Source organism: Caulobacter sp. GW456-12-1-14-TSB4 (genome assembly GCF_059424195.1).
The window spans coordinates 54,366-75,916 of record NZ_JBWKZF010000019.1; the positions used below are offsets into that span (position 1 = coordinate 54,366).

General features: G+C 68.9%; 16 protein-coding genes. 7 read left to right on the forward strand and 9 right to left on the reverse strand.

The window, feature by feature from the left end; all coding sequences use genetic code 11:
• Positions 1-13 precede the first annotated feature (13 nt).
• Positions 14-2,983, reverse strand: a complete 2,970-nt coding sequence (locus tag AC07YH_RS17645) for a peptidoglycan-binding protein (protein ID WP_494748261.1) — start codon at positions 2,981-2,983, stop codon at positions 14-16.
• Positions 2,984-3,192: 209 nt separating this feature from the next.
• On the opposite strand from AC07YH_RS17645, the gene AC07YH_RS17650 reads away from it, so the two are divergent.
• Positions 3,193-3,408, forward strand: a complete 216-nt coding sequence (locus AC07YH_RS17650; RefSeq protein ID WP_494622001.1) for a hypothetical protein — start codon at positions 3,193-3,195, stop codon at positions 3,406-3,408.
• A 19-nt stretch (positions 3,409-3,427) separates the two neighbouring features.
• On the opposite strand, the gene AC07YH_RS17655 is transcribed toward AC07YH_RS17650, so the two are convergent.
• Positions 3,428-5,080, reverse strand: coding sequence for a phosphatidylglycerol lysyltransferase domain-containing protein (locus AC07YH_RS17655; RefSeq protein WP_494748262.1), 1,653 nt, complete (start codon positions 5,078-5,080; stop codon positions 3,428-3,430).
• A gap of 187 nt (positions 5,081-5,267) precedes the next feature.
• On the opposite strand from AC07YH_RS17655, the gene AC07YH_RS17660 reads away from it, so the two are divergent.
• From AC07YH_RS17660 to AC07YH_RS17680, 5 genes are all read left to right on the forward strand, one after another.
• Positions 5,268-6,476, forward strand: coding sequence for an acyl-CoA dehydrogenase family protein (locus AC07YH_RS17660; RefSeq protein WP_494748263.1), 1,209 nt, complete (start codon positions 5,268-5,270; stop codon positions 6,474-6,476).
• 4 nt (positions 6,477-6,480) lie between these two features.
• Positions 6,481-7,092: a 2-hydroxychromene-2-carboxylate isomerase gene (locus AC07YH_RS17665; protein WP_494748264.1), complete on the forward strand. Its 612-nt coding sequence runs from the start codon at positions 6,481-6,483 to the stop codon at positions 7,090-7,092.
• Positions 7,092-8,219 carry an acyl-CoA dehydrogenase family protein gene (locus tag AC07YH_RS17670; protein ID WP_494748265.1) on the forward strand — a complete coding sequence of 376 codons (1,128 nt, stop codon included), beginning with the start codon at positions 7,092-7,094 and terminating at the stop codon, positions 8,217-8,219. Before AC07YH_RS17665 ends, AC07YH_RS17670 begins: the two co-directional genes overlap by 1 nt.
• Before the next feature lie 130 nt (positions 8,220-8,349).
• Positions 8,350-9,009 carry an SH3 domain-containing protein gene (locus tag AC07YH_RS17675; protein ID WP_494748266.1) on the forward strand — a complete coding sequence of 220 codons (660 nt, stop codon included), beginning with the start codon at positions 8,350-8,352 and terminating at the stop codon, positions 9,007-9,009.
• 500 nt (positions 9,010-9,509) lie between these two features.
• Positions 9,510-10,226: a Crp/Fnr family transcriptional regulator gene (locus AC07YH_RS17680; RefSeq protein ID WP_494748267.1), complete on the forward strand. Its 717-nt coding sequence runs from the start codon at positions 9,510-9,512 to the stop codon at positions 10,224-10,226.
• A 127-nt stretch (positions 10,227-10,353) separates the two neighbouring features.
• Here AC07YH_RS17680 and pyk read toward each other — a convergent pair whose 3' ends face one another.
• From pyk to AC07YH_RS17695, 3 genes are all read right to left on the reverse strand, one after another.
• Entirely contained in the window at positions 10,354-11,784 is a 1,431-nt protein-coding gene (gene pyk, locus AC07YH_RS17685) for a pyruvate kinase (protein ID WP_494748268.1), read from the reverse strand.
• A 19-nt stretch (positions 11,785-11,803) separates the two neighbouring features.
• Positions 11,804-14,266 carry a glycoside hydrolase family 3 protein gene (locus AC07YH_RS17690; protein ID WP_494748269.1) on the reverse strand — a complete coding sequence of 821 codons (2,463 nt, stop codon included), beginning with the start codon at positions 14,264-14,266 and terminating at the stop codon, positions 11,804-11,806.
• Positions 14,267-14,568: 302 nt separating this feature from the next.
• Positions 14,569-15,588, reverse strand: a complete 1,020-nt coding sequence (locus AC07YH_RS17695; protein WP_494748270.1) for a LacI family DNA-binding transcriptional regulator — start codon at positions 15,586-15,588, stop codon at positions 14,569-14,571.
• Between the two features lie 203 nt (positions 15,589-15,791).
• Between AC07YH_RS17695 and AC07YH_RS17700 the strand changes: the two genes are divergently transcribed.
• On the forward strand, positions 15,792-16,526 hold the full coding sequence (locus tag AC07YH_RS17700) for a hypothetical protein (protein ID WP_494748271.1): 735 nt from the start codon (positions 15,792-15,794) through the stop codon (positions 16,524-16,526).
• A gap of 20 nt (positions 16,527-16,546) precedes the next feature.
• Here the strand turns inward: AC07YH_RS17700 and glk are convergent, their stop codons facing one another.
• Genes glk through zwf form a run of 4 tightly spaced genes read right to left on the reverse strand, consistent with a single transcriptional unit; the run spans position 16,547 to position 21,547 of the window.
• Positions 16,547-17,542, reverse strand: a complete 996-nt coding sequence (gene glk / locus AC07YH_RS17705; RefSeq protein ID WP_494748272.1) for a glucokinase — start codon at positions 17,540-17,542, stop codon at positions 16,547-16,549.
• Between the two features lie 14 nt (positions 17,543-17,556).
• Complete coding sequence (gene edd, locus AC07YH_RS17710; RefSeq protein WP_494748273.1) at positions 17,557-19,365, reverse strand: phosphogluconate dehydratase; 1,809 nt, start codon at positions 19,363-19,365, stop codon at positions 17,557-17,559.
• Between the two features lie 5 nt (positions 19,366-19,370).
• Positions 19,371-20,078, reverse strand: coding sequence for a 6-phosphogluconolactonase (gene pgl / locus AC07YH_RS17715; RefSeq protein WP_494748274.1), 708 nt, complete (start codon positions 20,076-20,078; stop codon positions 19,371-19,373).
• A gap of 5 nt (positions 20,079-20,083) precedes the next feature.
• A complete protein-coding gene (gene zwf / locus AC07YH_RS17720; protein ID WP_494748275.1) occupies positions 20,084-21,547 on the reverse strand; it encodes a glucose-6-phosphate dehydrogenase in 1,464 nt (487 codons plus the stop codon).
• Positions 21,548-21,551 lie beyond the last annotated feature (4 nt).

Below are 21,551 nucleotides of genomic sequence, written 5' to 3' on the forward strand. Positions count from 1 at the left end.
CGTCAACGCGTGCTTACCGCGCGTAGACCGACAGGCGGTTCAGGGTCTCGCCGTCCATGGCGCCCGAGGCCGGCAGGCCCTGGTCGCGCTGGTAGGCGGCGATGGCCATGCGCAGGGCGGGCGAAGCGACGCCGTCACGCGGACCTTGATAATAGCCCAGCTGCGACAGCACCCGCTGGGCGGTGCCCAGGCCGGCGTTGGCGGCCGGGGCCGACGCCGTCAGGCTGGCCGTCTGGGTCTGGGTTTGCGGACGGAAGGCCAGGGCCGAGCGGTCGGCGGTCTGCTGGGCCTCGGCCGTCAGCTGGGCGCGCAAGGCGTTGGCGCGGCTGCGGGCCGTGGCGTCGCCCGAACGACCGGCGATCACGTACCACTTGTAGGCTTCGGCCGGGTTGGTGTTGACGCCCAGGCCGCTCTCATAGAGCTGGGCCAGGTTGAACTGGCTGTCGACCAGGCCGGTGTCGGCGGCCTTGCGGAACCAGGTGGCGGCCGTGGTCGAGTTGCGCGGACCGCCCTCGCCCTTGAAATAGTAGAGCGCCAGGTTGTGCATGGCGCGCGGGTCGCCGCCGGCCGCGGCGCGTTCGCTCCAGCGACGGGCTTCCGGCATGTCCTGCTTCAGGCCGCCCTTGCCGCCCTCGTACATCTTCGAAAGGTAGAACTGGGCGGCCGGGTAGCCGCCGTTGGCCGCCTTGCGCAGGGTGTCGAGGCCCGTGCGGTCGCCGGTCTCGATCTTGCGCACGCCGTCCTCGAACAGGGCCTTGGCGTTGTCGGTGGCGACCGGAGCGGCGCCTTCGGCCGGGACCGGCGTCGCGCCGGTGGCCAGGGCCACGGCGGCGCGCGGCGCGCCCGGCGTGGTGTCGGCTTCCGGACGGGTGACCTCGACGTCGGCCTTGCGGCCGGCGATGGCCTCGGCGACCCGGGTCGGGGTGGCGCCGCTGCCGTCGGCGCTGAGCAGCAGGAAGCCGCCGACCATGGCGCCCAGGGCGCCGGCGCCGCCGAACACCATGACGGCGGTGGCGACGGTCGCGCCCAGGCGGCTCTTGGACTTCTTGGCGAAGCCGAAGCCGCTGAACAGCGACGAGGACGCGGCCTTCTCAGCCTTGGGGGCTTTCGGCGCCTTGCCCTTCTTTTCGGGCTTGGCCTTGCCGATCGTCTTGGCGTCCGAGGCGGCGGCGGCGCGCGCGGCGGCGCGGGCCTGCTCGATGATGTCGCGGGTCGACATCGGCTTGGCCGGCTGGGCCGGGGCGAAGTCGGACGTGTCCGGCTCGACTTCGTAGTGCGGCTCTTCCTCCGGCTCGAAGCCGTCGGCCATCGCGTAATCGTCGTGCGCGAAGGTGCGCTCTTCCGGTTCGTGGGCCGGGAACTCGGCGATCTCAAAATTCGGGGCGTGCGACGGGGCGGCCGGGGCGTCGAACACGTCCTGGTCATCGTCGGCGTGGCTGAACGAGGCCGCCTGATTGTAGGAAGGAGATTGGCTGAACGACGCCGATTGGCCGAAATACGGGTCCTCGAACGGCGAGACCGCCGGGGCCGGCGCGGCGCGGGCCGGCGTCGGGGCCGGAGCGGGCGCCGGGGCTTCCAGCTTGCGGGCGGCGTCGTGCAGGCGGGTGTCGATCTTGTCGCGCGCCTCTTCCAGCATGCGGAGCGTGCGCTCCTCGCTCTGGCGGATGCGGTCGACCAGCTCCTGGCTGGAACGTTCCTGGCGCTGGTTCAGGCGATCGGTGACGCGGGCCACCTGTTCGCCGACATCGTCGATGGCCAGGGCGTTGCGGCGCTCGGCGCTGCCGATGCGCTCGGCCAGCTTCTCGGTGATGCGGGCGATCTCGCTGCCCAGCTTCTCGAGAGCCTGGGCCTGGACGCTGTCGTTGCGGTTCAGCTTGTGCTCGACGGTGGCGGCGATACGGGCCACCTCACCGCCGACCTGCTCGATGGCGGTGGCGTTGCGCTGCTCGGCGGCCTGGACGCGGCGGTTGAAGGCGTCGGCGACGCCGACCACTTCGCGGCCCATGCGCTCGATGGCCTGGGCCGAGCGCTGCTCGGCGGCCTGCACGTGCGCGGCCATCTCGCCCAGCTTGCGCTCCATGCGGTCGAAGCGGCCGTCGGCGGATTCCTTCAGCTTGGCGGCCATTTCCAGGCGCGCGGCTTCCATCTTCTGGGTCAGGCTGACGGCCAGGCTGTCCAGGCGCTCCTGCACGCCGGCGACCGGGTTGGCGCCTTCGACCGCGCCCATGCGCTGGTCCAGGGCCGAGAACGACGAGCTCATGTCGCGCAGGGCCTCGCTGGTGCGGGTCTCGGCGGCTTCCAGACGTTCGGAAAGACGGGCCACGACGGCGTCGACCAGGGCGGTCGGATCCTGCGGCGCGGCGGCGGTCTGTTCGTTGACGCGCGCTTCCAGGGCGGCGATCGCCTCGCGGGTGCGGGCCTCGCCGTCATACAGATGGCCGGCGACCTTGCCCAAGGCGCCTTCCAGCGCACGAAGCGCCTCGGCCGAGCGCGGGCCGGCGGCTTCGCTCTCGATACGACGGGCGCGTTCGGCGGCGCGGGCCTGCTCGGTCTTCAGCTCGTCCACGGCGCCCTCGAAGCGGGCGGCGACGGCGATCTGTTCACGTTCGGACTGTCCCAGACGCGAAAGCGCGTCGCGGACGGAATGGTCGATGCCGGTGATGGCGGCGGCGTTGCGGCCCTCGGCGGCCTCTATGCGCTTGGTCAGGCGGTCCAGGGCCACGGCCACGCGGCCGACCTCGTCCGCCGGGTGTTCGGCGATCTCGATACGCGGCGGCGCATCGTCTTTCACGATTTCGAGATAGGCGCGGTTGGGCGCCTCTTCCTTCTCGCCGAACGGCTCCGGCGCCTGACCATCGCCTTCGATGATCATGCGATTGAGCCACTCGCCGAGAGTCATGCCGGAGCGACGCGCGAGGTCTTTAGCGACCTCTCGTGCCTTGGGGTCGATCCCCTTAACGCTCCATGGCGACGCCGCAGTCATTGCGAATCGATCTCCTCGCATCTGAGGAAAACGCTAGTCACCGATTCCTGGGGTGTAAACGCGACCAAAACGCCAGATGTAGTGGCCAGACGATTCATTGTGGAGGAATCGGAACGGAGTCCCAAGGTTCTGTAGCGTGGTTAAAACGCAAGAGGGTTAACGCGGGTTAACCATTTGCCAGGCGGATTGTCGCAGGCCTAGAAGCAGCCATGGACCTACCATTAACTATTTCCGCCGCGGTTGTGTTCCTTGCGCTTGCACTCATTTGCGGGTGGCGAGGCGCGCGCCCGATCAATGTCCTCAAGGGTCCGCGCATGATTCCGTGGCGCCCGCTGATGATGGTCTGCGTGGTCGGGCTGATGCTGATGCTGGTGCATCTGTTCAACCTGCTGGGGGTGCAGACCGGCAACCAGCAGCGCTACTAGGTCGCAGGAGTCGCACCCCCTAGTTGGCGACCTTCTTGGGCCGTTTGGTCAGCCCCGACATGCCGCCCGAGGACAGCAGACCGATGTCGGCGAGCAGGAAAGGGATCGCCCACTTGTGGGGCGCGGCAATGTAGCGCGGCTGCCAGACGGGGTCGTACTTGTCCTTGTACCGGCGCACGCCCTGGAAATTGTAGATTTCCTCGCCGCGCTCGTAGAGCAGCCGGCCGACGCGCGACATGATCGGCGCCAGGGGGCGATCCTCCAGGCCGGCCAATGGGGCCATGCCGAACTCGAACGCCTGATAGCCCTCTTCCTTGCCCCACTGCAGGAGCTCGACGAACAGGTAGTCCATGACGTTCTTGGGCGCTTCGTCGGAATAGCGCATCAGGTCCATCGAGAACGAGGTCTTGCACGCCGTCAGCCACAGGGTGGCGAAGGCGACGATCTTATCGTCCTCGCCGCGCACCACCGCGACCGGGAACTCGGCCACGTAGCGCGGATCGAACCCGCCCATCGAGAAGCTCTTCTCGCCGCCCGCGTGGTGGGACAGCCAGGCGTCGGAGATGCCCCTCAGCTCGTCCATGATGCCGAGCGCAGCGCCGACCGGCAGCACCTCGAAGGCGGCTCCGCCCTCCCCGGCCTTGCGCCAGTTGCGGCGCAGGACCTCGCGGCGGCGGCCGACCAGGCTGAAGGCTTCCAGCGGCACGGCGGCGCTCTCGCCGGTCTTCTGGATGGCCAGACCCAGATCGACGCTGTCGGGCAGATCCTCGGGGCCCAGGCCATAGAAGCCCGCGCGCGCGGCGTGGGCGTCGGCCAGCTCGCGGAAGCGCCAGAAGAGCTCCATGCGCTCCTCGTCCTTGCCGATCGGCGCGCCCAGGGCGATCCAGGACCGGCCCCGCACGCCGAACATCAGGAAGCTCTCGCCCGAGGCCGAGAACAGGAAGCGCTTGTCGCCCAGCAAGGCCAGGTTGGCGCTGGGCTCGGCGTCCTGGGCCTTGGCCAGGATGGCGCGGACGCGGTCGAAGTCCGGATCGGTGTCGTCGACCACGGCGGGCGTGGCGGCGGTGGCGATCAGGCGCCAGACGCCGACGGCCAGCAGCACGATGGCGGCGGCCACCGACGAGCGGATGGCCCGGGCGGCCTCGTCATGGTCCTGCAGCACCCGGATCCAGGACTTGTCGGCGAATTCGGTGTGGTTGAACGACCACCAGCCCAGCAGGCTGGCCCCGATGATGGCGGCGGCGGCCGACAACAGCCAGCCGGGCGTGATCTCCATCTTGGTCAGGGCGGCCTTGCGCGGGAAGGCGTCGTGGAACGGCAGGATGCTCAGCCAGCAGACCGACAGCATCGCCGTCTCTTCCCAGTTCAGGCCCTTGAAGATCGCCAGCACCGCCGAGGCGGCCAGCACGATCAGCGCCGCCCACCAGGCCGCGCCCAGCCGCGCGCGCAGGCCGAACGCCAGCAACAGCAGAACAAGGCCCAGAATCGACGAGAAGAAGTGGCTGATCTCGATCAGCAGGTCCGGCGCGAAGGCCAGCAGCAGCAGGAAGCGCGCCGGATCCGACGGCGTGGCCCCCGAGGCCAGCAGCATGACGCCGGCCGACGCCGTCAGGATCGCCGCCAGGGTCGGGGCGATCGCCAGGGCCGCGGGCCTGAAAACTGTCGAGGACATCCAGATCCCGAAGTGACGAATCCCCTGCGGGATCCAACAGCGAGCCCTCCTATAGCGCGCAAACCGTGACACGGTCACTGTCGGGGTTCTTTGGCCAAGATACGAACGACTGTTTGAATCGGCTTGCCGCCGGCGCTCGGCGGCGTAGTGTGTCGGCCAATAACCGTCCGCTTAGGGAGATGAGACGATGGCCGATTTCGGGGGAACCGAGCTCGACGCCTTCCGCGCCGAGACCCGCGCCTGGCTCGAGGCCAATTATCCGCCGTCCCTGAACGCGCCGATGAGCAGCGAGGACGAGGCCCCGTGGGGCGGCCGCCGGATGGTCTGGAAGAACCCGGACGCCAAGCTGTGGCTGGACCGCATGGCGCAGAAGGGCTGGACCGCCCCGATGTGGCCCAAGGAATACGGCGGCGGCGGCCTCTCCAAGGCCCAGAACAAGGTGCTGGAGCAGGAGCTGCGCCGCCTGAAGGCCCGCCCCGCGCTGATGAGCTTCGGCATCTGGATGCTGGGCCCGGTTCTGCTGGAATACGCCACCGAGGAACAGAAGCAGCGCTTCCTGCCGCAGATCGTGAAGGGCGAGATCCGCTGGTGCCAGGGCTATAGCGAGCCGGGCGCCGGCTCCGACCTCGCGGCCTTGCAGACCAAGTGCGAGGACAAGGGCGACCACTGGCTGATCAATGGCCAGAAGGTCTGGACCAGCTATGCCGACCAGGCCGACTGGATCTTCTGCCTGGTGCGCACCGACACCACCAAGAAGCACGAGGGTATCTCGTTCGTGCTGTTCGACATGACCTCGCCCGGCGTCGAGGCCCGTCCGATCAAGCTGATCAGCGGCTCCTCGCCCTTCTGCGAGACCTTCTTCGACAATGTGCAGGTCCCCAAGGAACAGCTGGTCGGCAAGGTCAATGGCGGCTGGGACATCGCCAAGCGGCTCCTCCAGTACGAGCGCCAGAACATCAGCGCCTCGGGCTTTGGCGGCGGTGGCGGCCTGGGTCCCGTCGAGGCGGCCAAGAAGGAGATCGGCGTCGACAGCGAAGGCCGCATCGCCGACGGCGACTTCCGCGCCCGCTTGGCGGCCCACTCGATGGACGCCCACGCCTTCATGCTGACCGTGCGCCGCGCCGAGGCCGAGTCCAAGCAGGGTTCAGGCCCCAGCGCCGCCGTCTCGATCATCAAGTACGCCGCCGCCAAGATGAACCAGGAGCGCACCGAGCTGCTGGTCGAGGCGCTGGGCCTGCAAGGCCTGGGCTGGGAAGGCGAAGGCTTCAGCGCCGCCGAACTGGCCGCCCCGCGCGCCATGCTGCGCGCCAAGGGCAACTCGATCGAGGGCGGCACCAGCGAGGTGAACCTCAACGTCGTCGCCAAGCGCGTCCTCGGGCTGCTGGACCATCAGTAGTCAGATGATCGAGTTCTGGTACGAGTTCGCCTCGACCTACTCCTACCCGACGGCCATGCGCATCGAGCGACTGGCCGCCGACAAGGGGGTGGCCGTGGCCTGGCGACCGTTCATCGTCGGTCCGCTGTTCCATGAGCAGCAGGGGCTGAACGACAGTCCTTTCAACGCCTTCCCCGTGAAAGGCGAATATATGTGGCGGGACCTGGAGCGGGTCTGTGACCAGCAGGGCCTGCCGCTGCATCACCCCAGCCAGTTCCCGCGCAACAGCCTGCTGGCCGCCCGCGTGGCGCTGGTCGGGCTGGAGGACGGCTGGACGCCGCAGTTCAGCCGCGCCGTCTACCAGGCCAACTTCGTGGACGACCAGGACATCGGCAATCCCGAGGTCCTGGCCCCGCTGATCGCCGAGGTCGGCGCGGGTCCCGAGCACGTCCTGGCCGCCGCCCAGTCCGATCCGATCAAGGCCCTGCTGAAGGACCATGTCCGCATGGCCAAGGAGCGCGGCCTGTTCGGCGCGCCCAGTTTCCTCACCGCCGACGGCGAGCTCTTCTGGGGCAACGACCGTCTGGAACAGGCCCTCGACTGGGCCGTCCGTCATCAATCCAGGGAGCACGCCTGATGGCCGTCCTGACCGAAGAACAGACGATGCTGCGCGACGCCGCCAAGGGCTGGGCCAGCGAAAGCGCCCCCGTCGGCGCCCTGCGCAAGCTGCGCGACGGCAAGTCCAAGCAGAGCTTCGATCCCGCCGCCTGGGCCGAGATGGGCCAGATGGGCTGGGCGGGCGTCGTGGTGCCGGAAGACTATGATGGCTCGGCCTTCGGCTATCTGGGCCTGGGCCTGATCCTGGAAGAAACCGGCCGCACCCTGGCCGCCTCCCCGCTCCTCTCCACCGCCATGATCGGCGCCTCGGCCCTGCAGCTGGGCGGCTCGGACGCACAGAAGTCGGCCTGGCTGCCCAAGATCGCCACCGGCGAAGCCGTCGCCACCCTGGCCATCGACGAAGGCTCGCACCACAACCCGGCCAAGACCGCCCTGACCGCCACCAAGGGCGCGAGCGGCTACGTCCTGAACGGGACCAAGACCCTGGTGCTGGACGGCGAGGCCGCCGACCTGCTGATCGTCGCGGCCCGCACAAGCGGTTCAGGGACGGAGGGCCTGACCCTGTTCCTGGTCGCCGGCGACGCACCTGGCGTCACCCGCACTCATCTGTCGCTGATCGACTCGCGCGGCGCGGCCCAGATCGCCTTCGACGGCGTCGAGGTCGGGGCCGACGCGGTGCTGGGCGAGGTCGACAAGGGCTGGGCGGTGCTGGAGCCGGTGCTGGACCGCGCCTATGCGGGCCTCGCGGCCGAGATGCTGGGCAGCGCCTCGGCGGCCTTCGACATCACGCTGGACTACATCAAGACCCGCACCCAGTTCGGCCAGGTCATCGGCACCTTCCAGGCCCTGCAGCACCGCGCCGCCAAGTGGTTCACCGACATCGAGACCACCCGCTCGTGCGTCGAGGCTGCGTTGGAAGCCTTCGACGTCGGCGGCGACACCCGCGCCCTGGCCTCGCTCGCCAAGGCCAAGGCCAGCGACCTCGTCCACCTCGCCTCCAACGAGATGGTCCAGATGCATGGCGGCATCGGCATGACCGACGCCCACGACGCGGGCCTGTTCATGAAGCGCGCCCGCGTCACCGAGGCCCTGTTCGGCGGCGCCAGTTTCCACCGCGACCGCTACGCCCGCCTGATGGGCTTCTAGGACTGGAAAGCCACCCCCAGTCCTGGGGATAGGCCCGCCCCGCGAGCCCCGGATACCGTCGTTCTCGTACTGACGGACCGGGGCCTCGCGGGAAGCGAGGCAAAGACGGCTTCCGTCCTGGGGAGCCATCATGACCAAGACTATCGCCATCTTCGCAGCCGCGGGCCTCGCCCTCGCCGCCACCTCCGCCCACGCCCAGCTGCAGCTCAGCTACCCGGCCGACGCGACCATGAGCTGCGACCAGATCAATGCCGAGATGGTCCGCATGGACCAGATGATGGGCGTCTCCAACAACGCCATCGCCAGCGCCGAGGCCGGCGCGCGCGGGGCCGAGACGGCCGCCAGCCTGGGCGTCAACGCCGCGCTCTACAGCGGGGCCCTCAGCCGGGTGCCGGGCCTGGGCATGTTCGCCAACGCCGCCGCCTCGCAGGCCAAGGCCGCCGCGGCCGCCAAGGCCCAGCGCGAAGCCCAGAACATCCAGGTCGCCCAACAGCGACGCGCCATCATGGGCGGCCTCTACCAGGGCAAGTGCGGCGCGGCCGCCGTCACCCAGGTCTCGGCCACCATGACCACCTCGGCGCCGGCGGCCAGCGCCGCGCCGAACCTGCTGGCCACCACCCAGGAGATCGCCCTGCGTGGGGCCGCCTCGCCCACCGGCTCGATCGTCGGCAAGGTCAAGGCCGGCGGCACGGTCTATCCGACCGGCCAACGCAACGGCGTCTGGATGGAAGTCGACGACGAGAACGGCGCCCGGGGCTGGATGTCCTCGGCCTTCGCCAAGCCAAAGTGATTTCGAACGGCGGGATCGCTCGGCGGTGCGATCCCAACAGCCCATGGCGTACGAGCCTTCGCCCTCAGGGTAGCTGACGGGGGCTCGCACGCGTGGGACCAGATCTCCAGAGCCCCTCCGTCCCCGGGGTCCGGCTTGGCGATCTGGGGCGCGGGAACCGCCGCTTGCGCCAATGGCTCTTCCTTGCGGTTCCCCGACCGCAAGGAAGGCCTCCCATGCCCTTCCGAACATCGAGCATGCCTTGAAGCCGCTTCTCCGGAAGCGGCTTTTTCTTTGCCAAACGCAGATGAATGCAAGTCGCACTCGCGTTTGACTGAGTAATTATGTCGGGAACCCGACAGACATTCAAAATGCCAAATGATGGCGAAAAACAGACTGTTTCGTGGACTCTTCTGTTTTTGCGACCATCCTGCCTGGATTGTGTCGGCTAAACGACGGCGCCCAGCAACGCCCCCACCTATAGCTTGCAACCCTTGCCGTGAGACGGCGTTCGATTCCGCATGACTGGGCCGTTAGCGACCTTGAAGAACCGTCTGCTCTCCGCATTGCCGGCCGAAGACCGGGCCCTGCTCGCCCCTCATCTGTCCACGGTCGATCTGGACAAGGGCCGCCTGCTGCATGAGCCGGGCGACCTGATCGACCAGATCTATTTCCCCAATGACTGCGTCATCTCGTTGATGACGCTGATGGAGAACGGCGCGGCCATCGAGTCGGCCACCATCGGCCGCGAGGGCGCGCTGGGCCTCAACGTCGCCGTCGCGCCGCGCCAGTCGCTGAGCCGCGCTATCGTCCAGGCCCCGGGCTCGGCCCTGCGCATCGCCGCCGGCCCGCTGCAAGACGCCTGGCGCCGCAGTCCCGCCCTGCGCGACCTGGTCGATCGCCACAACGAGGCTCTGTTCGGCCACGCCATCCAGTCGGTGGCCTGCAATGCCCTGCACGCGGTCGAGGCGCGCTTCTGCCGCTGGCTGTTGTCGTGCCACGACCGTATCGACACCAACACCATCAGCCTGACCCAGGAGTTCCTGGCCGACATGCTGGGCGTCCAGCGCACCACGGTCACGGCGGTGGCCGGCTCGCTGCAGAACAAGGGCCTGATCCGCTATCGTCGCGGCGTCGTGGATATCCTGGACCGGGCGGGCCTCGAGGCCATGACCTGCGAGTGCTACGACGCGGTGCGCCGAGGCTACGAGCGGCTGCTGCCGGCTTCGTTCAAGTAGATCCTATTCTCCTCCCCCTCTGGGGGAGGTGGCCCATAGGGCCGGAGGGGGCAGCTCGGCATAGGCCGGCGACGCCCCCTCAGTCGGCTTTGCCGACAGCTCCCCCAGAGGGGGAGCATCTTCTACCCTATCGCCGCCGAACCGGCGCCGGCGCGTGCGCCAGGCGCAGCAGGTTGGCCGCGCCCGGCGCGCCGAACGGCGTCCCGGCCACGACCAGCAGGCGTTCGCCCGGCGCCACCAGACCCAGCTCCAGGGCCTTGCTCGAGGCGTCGGTGGTGACGACCTCCAGGCTATCGGGCTGGGCGCTGACGCGCGGCTCGATGCCCCAGCACAGGGCCATGCGGCGCACGGCGTTGATGTCGGGCGACAGGGCCAGAACCGGCTGCAGCGGACGTTCCCGCGACAGACGGCGGGCGGTCGCGCCCGTGGTGGTGAAGGCCACCAGGCACTTGGTCGAGCCCGACTTGGCCGCGCCGGCGGCGGCGACCACCAGCACATCGGCGTCATCGTCGTCGTGCTTCTGCTCGGCCTGCATCAGCTCGGGCCAGCGCGGGTCACGCTCCACGCGCTCGATGATGCGGTTCATCATCGACACCGACTCTTCGGGATATTCGCCGGCGGCGGACTCGGCCGACAGCATCACCGCGTCCGCGCCCTCATAGACGGCGTTGGCGACGTCCGAGGCTTCGGCGCGGGTCGGGGTCGGCGAGCTGATCATCGACTCCAGCATCTGGGTGGCGACGATCACCGGGATGCCGCGCGCGCGCGCTTCCCGCAGGATTTCCTTCTGGGCCACCGGCACTTCTTCCGGGGCCATTTCGACGCCGAGGTCGCCGCGCGCGACCATGACGCCGTCGCAGAGGTCCATGATCGGACCCAGCACCTTCAGCGCCTGGGGCTTTTCGATCTTGGCCAGCACGGCGGCGCGGCCTTCGACGATGCGGCGCAGCTCGGCCATGTCTTCCGGGGCCTGCACGAACGACAGGGCGATCCAGTCGACGCCGAGGCGCAGGGCGAAGGCCAGGTCCTCGCGGTCCTTGGCGGTCAGGGGCGACATCGGGATGACGACATCCGGCACCGCCACGCCCTTGCGTTCCGAAAGCTTGCCGCCGTTGGCGACGGTGGTGTTGGCGTAGCCCGGCCCTGCGTCGGTCACGACCATCCGCAGCTTGCCGTCGTCCAGCAGCAGGGTCGCGCCCGGCCGCATGGCGGTCAGGATTTCCGGGTGCGGCAGGTGAACGCGGGTCTCGTCGCCCGGGGTCGGGTCGTTGTCGAAGCGGAAGGCCTGGCCGGCCTTCAGCATGACCGGACCGTTGGCGAACTTGCCGACGCGCAGCTTGGGGCCTTGCAGGTCGGCCAGGATGCCCAGCGGGCGGTCGACCACCTTCTCGGCCTCGCGGATCGCCGCATAGACCGCCGCGTGGGTCTCGTGAGCCCCGTGGCTGAAGTTCAGGCGGAAGACGTCCGCCCCGGCCTTGGCCAGGGTGACGATCATTTCCGGCGAGCTGGAGGCCGGGCCGATGGTGGCGACGATGCGTGAGCGGCGGGCGCGGATCATGCCGTCGCTCCTTCTTGTTTCAGCTTGGCGGACAGAAGGCGTCGCCCTCGTTGGAGGCCAGTCTGATTTCGGTGAATGACAGTGTCATGCGTCCGGCGGAGGACAGCGAGAAGGGGGACGAAACGTGCGTCACGTCCGCGCCCTTGGCCTTGAAGCAGGAAAGTTTGATCTTGGCCGTACGCCATTCGCCGAGTTTCGCACCTGACAACGTTGACGTTACGTCTACCGTCGCCCCGCAGGATTCGCCACAGGCCAAACCCAGGGAAACCGGTTTCTCTGGGGACGCATCCACCCTGTAACGGATCGAAATCGCCATGTCGCCGGTGGTCTGGCGCGACAAATCCACAGGCGGGCCAAGGATGGTAACGGTCCCACTCCCCTCGCCGCTCCAGGTCGCCTGGCGTGCGTTTTCCTGAGCGCCCGCATCGATGGTTTTCAGCGACGCCGCGCCGGCGGCGTTCATCGTCCACGGCGCGGGGACATGACCCGCCACGAAGTAGCGATCGACATTGACGGCGGCCGAGGCGGCGCCCGGGTCCTCGGACAACGCGCCCACCTTCCCCGGCTTGGCGTAGGTCAGGCCGTAGCCATAGGCGAACTGCGGGTCGTAGTTCTTGTCGCCGATATTCAGCGGCTCCTGATCGACGCGCTTGGGCCACGAATAGGAGAGCTTGCCCTGGAAGTCGTGGCGGGCCTTGCCGGCCTTGTCGCCGATCAGCACGTCGGCGACGCCGCCGCCTTCCGAGCCCGGCAGCCAGGCGGCGACGAAGGCGTCCGAGGCGTTGATCTCCGGGTTGGTCCACAGCGGCCGGCCGCTGAGAAACACCGACACCACCGGGATGCCGGCGGCCTTCAGCTTCTTGAGTAAGGCCAGGTCGGTCTTGGCGCCCGGCTGGTATTCGACATTGGCGATGTCGCCCTGGAACTCGGCATAGGGGTTCTCGCCGAACACCACGATGGCCACGTCCGGCTTGGCCTTGAACTCGCCCGAGGCGGACAGCTCAGCGCTGCCACCGCCGGCCTTCACCGCGTCGGCGATGCCGGCATAGATCGACTGGCCGTTGGGGAAGTCGCTGTTCTTGTTGCCCGTGCCTTGCCAGGTCAGGGTCCAGCCGCCGGCCGCCTTGCCGATGTCGTCGGCCCCGTCGCCGGCCACCAGCACGTGGGCCGAGCTCTTCAGCGGCAGCACGCCGTCGTTCTTCAGCAAAACGAGCGACTTGCGGACGGCTTCTCGCGCCACGGCGCGGTGAGCGGGCGAGCCCAGCAGTTCGTACTGGCCCTCCAGCGGCCGCTTGTCCGCGAACAGGCCGGCCTTGACCTTGACCCGCAGGATGCGGCGGACGGCGTCGTCGATGCGCGCCATCGGGATCTGGCCGGCCTTCACTTGAGCGAGCGTGTTGTCGTAGAGGCCCTTCCAGCTGTCGGGGGCCATCATCATGTCCATGCCGGCCAGATAGGCCTGGGCGCAGTTGGTGTTGGTGCAGCCCTCGACCTGGCCGTGGGCGTTCCAGTCGCCGACCACGAAGCCCTCGAAGCCCAGTCGCCCCTTCAGCACGTCGGTCAGCAGGCTCTTGTTGCCGGTGTGCTTCACCCCATGCCAGCTGGAGAACGAGACCATCACCGACAGGATGCCGGCGTCGATGGCCGGCGGGTAGCCGGCGGCGTGCAGGCGGACGAGGTCGGCTTCGGAGGCCTCGGCGTCGCCCTGGTCCTTGCCGCCCGCCGTGCCGCCGTCGGCCAGGAAGTGCTTGGCCGAGCCGGCGACGTGGCCCGCCGCCAGCGGCTTGCCGGCGACCAGCGCGCCCTGCAGGCCCAGGGTCATCGGACCGGCATAGGTCTTCACCACCTCCGGATCCTCGGCATAGCCCTCATAGGCGCGGCCCCAGCGCTCGTCGCGGGGCACGGCCACGGTGGGACCAAAGGTCCAGTCCGCGCCGGTGGCGGCCATCTCCTGGGCCGTCGCTTCGCCGATGCGGCGGATCAGGTCCGGGTCGCGGGCCGCGCCCAGGCCGACATTGTGCGGGAAAAGCGTGGCGCCCACGACGTTGTTGTGGCCGTGCACGGCGTCGACGCCGAAGATGATCGGGATTTCCTGATGGCCACCGCGCGGGGTCAGGGCCGCGGCGCGGAAGGCGCGGATCCATTCGACCCAGCGCTGAGGCGTGGCGCGGTCATTGCCGTCCGGGGCGCTGTTGCCGCCGACCAGCACCGAGCCCAGGCGGTACTTGGCCAGCTCCTCGGGCGTGATCGAGGCGCCGTCGGCCTGGATGGTCTGGGCGACCTTCTCCTCGACGCTCATCTGGCTCATCAGCTTGGCGACGAAGGCCTCGGTCTTGGCGTCGGTGATCGTCGCGGGGCTGTGGGCCTTGGGCCAAACGCTGGGATGCGCCACGGCGGAGGCTTGAGCCGAAGCCGTTCCCGAGAGGCCGCCGGCCAGGATCAGGGCCAGGGCGGACGCGCGGACGAGGCTGGATGCGGACATGGTTCTTCCCAGGATGCGCCCGCCCCCGGGCGGATCGTGTGGAGTGTCAGGAGAAAAGCGCTCGACGCGGCGCTTGCGAGAAACCGCGTCGAGCGGAAGGGAAGCGGTTTCAGGACCGCCTGGAGGGGAGTGATCGTGCGTCAAGCAAGACGCGACGGGCGCTGAAGGGCGAAGTCATTGGCGTTTCCTCCGACGCCGCCTTCGTGGACGACCGTCTTGATCGGTTTGATGTCGCGCCAAATGGACAGCGCTGTCAAGGTCAATATGATTGCGCTACCAGCCGCCTTGCATGGCCCAATCCCCTAGTTTGGCGCTTGTCCGGTGGACTCCCGGACCACCAGTTCGAACTCCAGCACGCGTGAGGGCGGCGGTGCGCCCTCCTCCCGCTCGACGCCATGCATCAGCATGTCGGCGGCGGCGCCGGCCATGGCGTGGATCGGCTGGCGCACGGTGGTCAGCTGCGGCCAGGTGATCTTGGCGCCGGGCGTGTCGTCGAAGCCGGCCACCGACAGCTGGGCCGGCAAGTCCAGGCGCATGCGATTGGCCACGGCCATCACGCCCAGGGCCATGTCGTCGTTCGAGGCGAAGATGGCGGTCGGACGATCCGCCCCGCCCAGCAGCTTCTCGGCCGCGTCGAAGCCCGAGCGGAACGAGAAGAACCCCTGCTCCACCCGGTCGTCACGCACGATCAGCCCGCTGTCGCGCATGGCGTCCAGGAAGCCCTGGTGGCGCAGGTGCGAGGCGCCGTGGTCCGGGTGGCCGATGATGAAGCCGATATCGCGATGGCCCAGCCCGATCAGGTGCTTGGTCATCTCGTAGGCGGCCAGGCGGTCGTCCATGCTGACCCACGGCGCGCGGTCGATGTCGCCGCCCGGGGCGATGCGGACATAGGCCACGCCCTCCTGCTCCAGCGCCGCCAGCACCACCGGATGATCGCTGAGCGGCGGGGTCAGGATCACCCCGTCCATGCGCAGGGTGGCCAGCATCGGCTCGACCTGGTCCTGGATGTCGCCGGTCGAGTCGATCGGCTCGACGATCAGGTGGAAGCCTTCCTGCCGGCAGCGCGCGATGGCCCCCAGCTGCACGTCGGTGACGTAGCCGGGGCTGGGGTTGTCGAAGAACACGCCGATCAGATAGGCCTTCGAGCCCGCGAGACTCCGGGCCGAGATGTTGGGCCGATAGTTCAGCGCCGCCACGGCGGCCTGCACCCGATCCCGGGTGTCGGCCTTGACGTTGGGCTCACGGTTCAGCACCCGCGAAACGGTCTTGATCGAGACCCCGCTCTCGCGGGCCACATCGTGGATCGTGACTTTGGCGCTCAATTCCGTCCCTCACCGCGCCGATTCTCCCCGGCGTGGCGGATACTAAGCCATGACAGGGTTGTCATGGCGAGCCCCAAGCGCGCTGCTCCTCAAAACGAGAGGCTTGCGGGCTTTACAGCCGGAAATGGGCGCCGCTATCCAGAGGTTGTGGCGTCGTCGCGACGCCTTGGGGGCTTCATATGTTGAATTGGAAAGTCGTGGCCATGTCGGCCGCGCTCTGCGCTGTGAGCGCGACCTCGGCGTTTGCTCAAGCCGACAAGGACCCCGTCACCCGGCTGAACCAGTTGGGCCGCTATGCCGGCCAGATCGGACCCTGCAAATTCATGGGGTTCAAGATCCACGAGGACGACACGGAGCGCTTCGCCAACGCCGCTGTGGCCGAAGCCTCCAGGTTCGTGGTCTCCGAGTCCTTGGCCATGATCTATCTCAACGACGCGGTGGAAAAGGCGGCGGCCGCGACGAAGGCCGCGACCCACGGCGACCAGACGAATGGACCGAAATTCGCGGCCCTGATCCTCAGCCGCATGCAGGGCTGGGTGGTCACTTGCCATCAGATCGCCCAGGACCCCATCGGGCGCTTCTTGGTGACCGACACCGCCACCACCGATGACGTCCTTGCCCGCAGGGGCGCTGACGAGCTGCTGTTGCCCACGGGCTACGCCAGCTGGCAGGATGACTACATCCGGGCGGCCGGCGACATGGCCTACGGCGTCGCCATCTGCGGCAATCACCTTACCCGCGCCCAGTACCAGGCCTACCTGACCCCACTGCAGGCGCCGACCGCTTTTCCCGCCGCCGTAAAGGATCGTGCGGAGCGTTACATGCGGTTATGGACGAGCCAGGGCGAGCATGACGCCGAAGAGCTCAATTTCGACGCGACGCAGTGCAAACGCATTCTGGCCGCCCGCTCCGCCAAGCTGAAGGCGGCCCCGCGATAGGAAGAAGGGGCGGTCGTCGCTTACGCGACCGCCGCCCGGCCCTCCGGCGTCAGAGCGACCGCCGCGCCGATCAGCGCGGTGTGCGGATGCAGGATCACGTGGGTCGGGATCGCCTGGGTGAAGCCCGACAGGCGGCCCTTGGCGTCGAAGCGCTCGCGGAACGGGCTCTTCTCCAGGATGTCGATGATCTTGGGGGCGATGCCGCCGGCGATGAACACGCCGCCGCGCGCGCCCAGGGTCAGGGCGATGTCGCCGGCCGTCGAGCCCAGCACCGCGCAGAAGCGGTTCACGGTGGCCAGGCTGTCGGCGCAGCCTTCGGTCGCGCGTTCGGTGATCTGCTTGGCGGCCAGGGCCTCGACCTTGCGGCCCTCGGCGGCGCCCAGGGCGATGTGCAGGTCTTCCATGCCCGGACCCGACAGGATGCGCTCGACCGAGACGCGGCCGCCGTCCAACTGCTTGGTCAGGGCGCGCAGCACCTCGATCTCGACCTCATCCAGGGGCGCGAAGGCGACGTGGCCGCCCTCGGTGGCCAGCGGAATTTCCTGGCCGTGACGACGCACCAGGCCGGCGACGCCGAAGCCGGTGCCCGGGCCGAGGATAGCCAGGTCGCCCTCGCCCGAGGTCGGCAGGTGGCCGATCTGGCGCAGGTCCTTGGGGCCCAGGCGCGGCGCCGCGAGCGCTTGAGCGGTGAAGTCGTTGATCAGCTTGGCGTTCCGGAAACCGCCGGCGCGACGCAGGCTGTCTTCCGAGATCCGCCAGTTCAGGTTGGTCATGAGGACCGAGCCGTGCTCGATCGGGCCGGCCACGGCCACCACCGCTTGATCGGGATGGCGGACGCCAACCTTCTGCAGATAGTGCTCGATGGCGTCCTCGGCCGTGCCGTAGTCCTCGCCCTTGTAGGCCGTGGGCTCGATCAGGCGCGGGTCCTGACCATCGAATTCGACCAGGGCGAAGCGGGCGTTGGTGCCGCCGATGTCGCCGACGAGGCCGAGGCCCACGCTGTGATTGCCGTCCATGACCTAGTGCTTCCTCAAGCGAAGACGGAAGCGCCGGCGTCGGCCGCGCCGACCCCGCTGCGCATCCATCCAAACAGTTCCCTACCAAAGCCCGGCTTGGACGCCGGGACGTTCGCCGGCGTGCGAGCGCGGAAAGCCGCTTCGTCCACCAGGATCTTCAGTTCGCCGGTCTCGGCGTTGACGCTGATCATGTCGCCGTCCTGGACATAGGCCAGGGGCCCGCCCTTGGCGGCTTCCGGCGTCACGTGGATGGCGGCGGGCGTCTTGCCCGAGGCGCCCGACATGCGGCCGTCGGTGACCAGGGCGACCTTGTAGCCGCGATCCAGCAGCACCGAGATCGACGGCGACAGGTTGTGCAGTTCCGGCATGCCGTTGGCCGACGGGCCCTGGAAGCGGACGACCACGACGACGTCGCGGTCCAGCTCGCCGCGCTTGAAGGCGGCGATGAAGTCTTCCTGTTCCTGGAACACGGCCGCCGGGGCTTCGATCACATGGTGCTCGGGCTTCACGGCGGAAATCTTCATGACGCCGCGACCCAGGTTGCCGGCCAGCAGACGCAGGCCGCCCTCGGGGCTGAACGGGTCGGAGACCGGGCGGACGATGGCGGTGTCCAGGCTCTCGGTCGCGCCCTCGCGCCACTTGAGGACGCCGTCCTCGAGGTGCGGCTCCTGGGCGTAGAGCGAGAGGCCGGGGCCGGCGATGGTCTGGACGTCCTCGTGGACGAGACCGGCCTTCAGCAGCTCACGGATGATGAAGGCCATGCCGCCGGCGGCCTGGAAGTGGTTCACGTCGGCCGCGCCGTTCGGATAGACGCGCGCCAGCAGCGGGGTGGCCTTGGAGATGTCGTCCAGGTCTTCCAGCGTCAGGATCACGCCGGCCGCCTGGGCCATGGCGATGATGTGCAGGGCCAGGTTGGTCGAGCCGCCGGTGGCCATCAGGCCGACCACGCCGTTGACGACCGACTTCTCGTCGATCATCCGGCCGACCGGGATGAACTCGTTGCCCTTGTTGGTCACGGCGGCGGCGCGGCGCGCGGCTTCCTTGACCAGGGCTTCGCGCAGCGGCGTGTTGGGGTGGACGAAGGCCGAGCCGGGCAGATGGAAGCCCATCAGCTCCATCAGCATCTGGTTGGTGTTGGCCGTGCCGTAGAACGTGCAGGTGCCCGGGCCGTGATAGCTGGCCTGCTCGGCTTCCAGCAGTTCGGCGCGGCCGACCTTGCCCTCGGCGTAGAGGGCGCGGATGCGGGCCTTCTCGCTGTTGGGCAGGCCCGAGGTCATCGGGCCGGCGGGCACGAACAGGGCCGGCAGGTGGCTGAAGGTCAGGGCCCCGATCACCAGGCCCGGGACGATCTTGTCGCAGACGCCCAGATACAGCGCCGAGTCGAAGGCGTCGTGGGTCAGGGCGACGGCCGTGGCCATGGCGATGACCTCGCGCGAAAACAGCGACAGCTCCATGCCCGGACGGCCCTGGGTGACGCCATCGCACATGGCCGGCACGCCGCCGGCGAACTGGGCGGTCGCGCCCACCTCGCGCGCGGCCACCTTGATCAGCGCCGGGTACTCTTCCAGCGGCTGGTGGGCCGACAGCATGTCGTTATAGGCCGAGACGATGCCGATGTTCGGCGCGTTCGGGTCCAGCGCGCGGACCTTGTCCACGCCCGGCGAAGCGGCGAAGGCGTGGGCCCAATTGGCGCAGGACAGCTTGGCCCGACCCGGCTGGCTCTCGATCGCGTGTTCCATGTTCGCGAGGTAGGCCGCGCGGCTGTCCTTGCTACGCTCGACGATGCGGGCGGTGACGGCGGCGATGACGGGGTTCAGACTCATGGCGATTACTCCGCCCAGAGGATGCGGACCTTGGCGCGGTCCTGGTTCAGAATGGCGGCGACCGGCAAGGCCTGATCGACCTCGCCGTCCAGCAGCGCGCGCTTGGCCTGGCCGGTGACCAGCAGCACGATCAGCGCCGTCTGGGTCAGGGCCTGGAAGGTCAAGCTCAGACGGGGGATGTCCGGGGCCGGATCGCCCGGCGGCACGGCCAGCACCAGCCGTTCGGACTCGGGATCGAGGCCCCGCGCCAGCACCGGATTGCCGGGGAACAGCGAGGCGAAGTGGCCATCGGGGCCCACGCCCAGCAGCACCACGCCGAACGGCGCGGCCGACGCGACGCCGGCCTGGGCCTTCAGCGCGGCTTCCTCATGGCTGACGCCGTCGAAATACAGCGGCGAGAAGCCGGCCTTGGCCGCCTCCCCCGTCAGCAGATGCTCGCGCACCAGCTTCTCGTTGCTGGAAGGATCGGTGGCCGGGACCCAGCGCTCGTCGGTCAGGGTGACCATGACCTTGTCCCAGGGCGCGGTGGCCTGGGAGAGGCGATCATAGACCGGGGCCGGCGTCGAGCCGCCCGTGGCCGCGAAGCCGGCGACGCCATGGGTCGCCACCGCCGTGGTCAGGGCCTCGACGATGGTCGAGGCGGCGGCGTCGTACAGCGCCTCGCGGGTCGGGAAGGCTTCGATCTGGGGCCTAGAAAGCGAAGATTGGGGCATGGTGCTTACGCCTTCCAGGACCGGCCGCCGGGCGAGATCAGGCCCTGGGCCGACTGCGGACCCCAGGTGCCGGCCGCATAGGGCGCGGGTTCGATGCCGGCGTCGGCCCAGGCGGCCGAGACGGCGTCGATGAACCTCCAGGCCTGCTCGACCTCGTCACGACGCACGAACAGGGTGCGGTCGCCGCGGAACGCGTCGACGAACAGCTTCTCGTAGGCGATGCGGCGACGGCCGCCGCTCTGACCGAACGACAGCGACAGCGGCAGCGACTGCAGGCGCATGCCCTCTTCCGACAGGCCCGGACGCTTGTTCATGATCGTCAGCGAGATGTCCTCGTCCGGCTGCAGGTCGATGACCAGGCGGTTGGCGCACAGCTCGCCATCGGTCCGCGGACCGAAGATGTTGTGCGGCAGCGGCTTGAACTGGACGACGATCTGGGTGCGGCGGTCGGGCAGGTTCTTGCCGGTGCGCAGGAAGAACGGCACGCCGTCCCAGCGCCAGTTGTCGATCGCCACCTTCATGGCCACGAAGGTCTCGGTCTTGGTGGGCTTGCCGACTTCCTCGACATAGCCCGGACGGGCGCCGCCCTCGACCACGCCGGCCACGTACTGGCCGCGCACGGTGTCGTGGGCCACGCTCTCCTTGGTGAAGGGACGCAGGCTGCGAAGAACCTTGACCTTCTCGTCGCGGACGGCGTCCGGATCGAAGCCCGACGGCGCCTCCATGGCGACCAGGCACAGGAGCTGCAGCATGTGGTTCTGCACCATGTCCCGCAGCGCGCCGTACTCGTCGTAATAGTGCCAGCGGTCGCCGACCTTCTCGGTCTCGGCGATGGTGATCTGCACGTGGTCGATCGTGTTGCGGTCCCACAGGGGCTCGAACAGCACGTTGGCGAAGCGCAGGGCGGTCAGGTTCTGGACCGTCTCCTTGCCCAGATAGTGGTCGATGCGGAAAACCTGGCTCTCGTCGACCACGGCGGCGACGGCGGCGTTGGTGACCTTGGAGCTCTCCAGGTCGCGGCCCAGAGGCTTTTCCAGGATCAGGCGGGTGCTGGGGCCGGTCAGGCCGGCGGCTTGCAGCGCCTGGCAGGCCGGGCCGTACAGGCTGGGCGACAGCGAGAAGAAGATGACCAGCGAACCATGCGCGCCGATGCGGTCGGCCAGCTTCTTGGCGTCGGCTTCGCTGGTGATGTCGGCGGGCACGTAGTCGATACGCTCGGCCAGGCGTCTCCAGACCCCCTCCTCGACCGTCGCGCGCTTGCCCAGCTGTTCGCGCACCAGCGCCTTGTAGCCGTCCGCGTCATGGTCCGCGCGGGCCACGCCCACGATCCGCAGATCGTGCGGCAGCAGACGATCCAGCTCGAGGAAATACAGCGAAGGCAGCAGCATCCGCAGGGCCAGATCCCCCGCGCCGCCCAGCAGCACCAGCACTTCGCGCCCGTTGTCGGCGTCTTGGTTCTTCTTAGCCAATGTC

Bases quoted from the DNA above. Each gene is read 5' to 3' on its own strand.
- AC07YH_RS17660 (WP_494748263.1), top strand. From the start codon at position 5,268: ATGGCCGATTTCGGGGGAACCGAGCTCGACGCCTTCCGCGCCGAGACC.
- pyk (WP_494748268.1), bottom strand. From the start codon at position 11,784: ATGATCCGCGCCCGCCGCTCACGCATCGTCGCCACCATCGGCCCGGCC.
- AC07YH_RS17680 (WP_494748267.1), top strand. From the start codon at position 9,510: ATGACTGGGCCGTTAGCGACCTTGAAGAACCGTCTGCTCTCCGCATTG.
- AC07YH_RS17665 (WP_494748264.1), top strand. From the start codon at position 6,481: ATGATCGAGTTCTGGTACGAGTTCGCCTCGACCTACTCCTACCCGACG.
- AC07YH_RS17655 (WP_494748262.1), bottom strand. From the start codon at position 5,080: ATGTCCTCGACAGTTTTCAGGCCCGCGGCCCTGGCGATCGCCCCGACC.
- edd (WP_494748273.1), bottom strand. From the start codon at position 19,365: ATGAGTCTGAACCCCGTCATCGCCGCCGTCACCGCCCGCATCGTCGAG.
- AC07YH_RS17675 (WP_494748266.1), top strand. From the start codon at position 8,350: ATGACCAAGACTATCGCCATCTTCGCAGCCGCGGGCCTCGCCCTCGCC.
- AC07YH_RS17645 (WP_494748261.1), bottom strand. From the start codon at position 2,983: ATGACTGCGGCGTCGCCATGGAGCGTTAAGGGGATCGACCCCAAGGCA.
- AC07YH_RS17690 (WP_494748269.1), bottom strand. From the start codon at position 14,266: ATGTCCGCATCCAGCCTCGTCCGCGCGTCCGCCCTGGCCCTGATCCTG.
- AC07YH_RS17670 (WP_494748265.1), top strand. From the start codon at position 7,092: ATGGCCGTCCTGACCGAAGAACAGACGATGCTGCGCGACGCCGCCAAG.
- AC07YH_RS17650 (WP_494622001.1), top strand. From the start codon at position 3,193: ATGGACCTACCATTAACTATTTCCGCCGCGGTTGTGTTCCTTGCGCTT.
- glk (WP_494748272.1), bottom strand. From the start codon at position 17,542: ATGGACGGCAATCACAGCGTGGGCCTCGGCCTCGTCGGCGACATCGGC.
- pgl (WP_494748274.1), bottom strand. From the start codon at position 20,078: ATGCCCCAATCTTCGCTTTCTAGGCCCCAGATCGAAGCCTTCCCGACC.
- AC07YH_RS17700 (WP_494748271.1), top strand. From the start codon at position 15,792: ATGTCGGCCGCGCTCTGCGCTGTGAGCGCGACCTCGGCGTTTGCTCAA.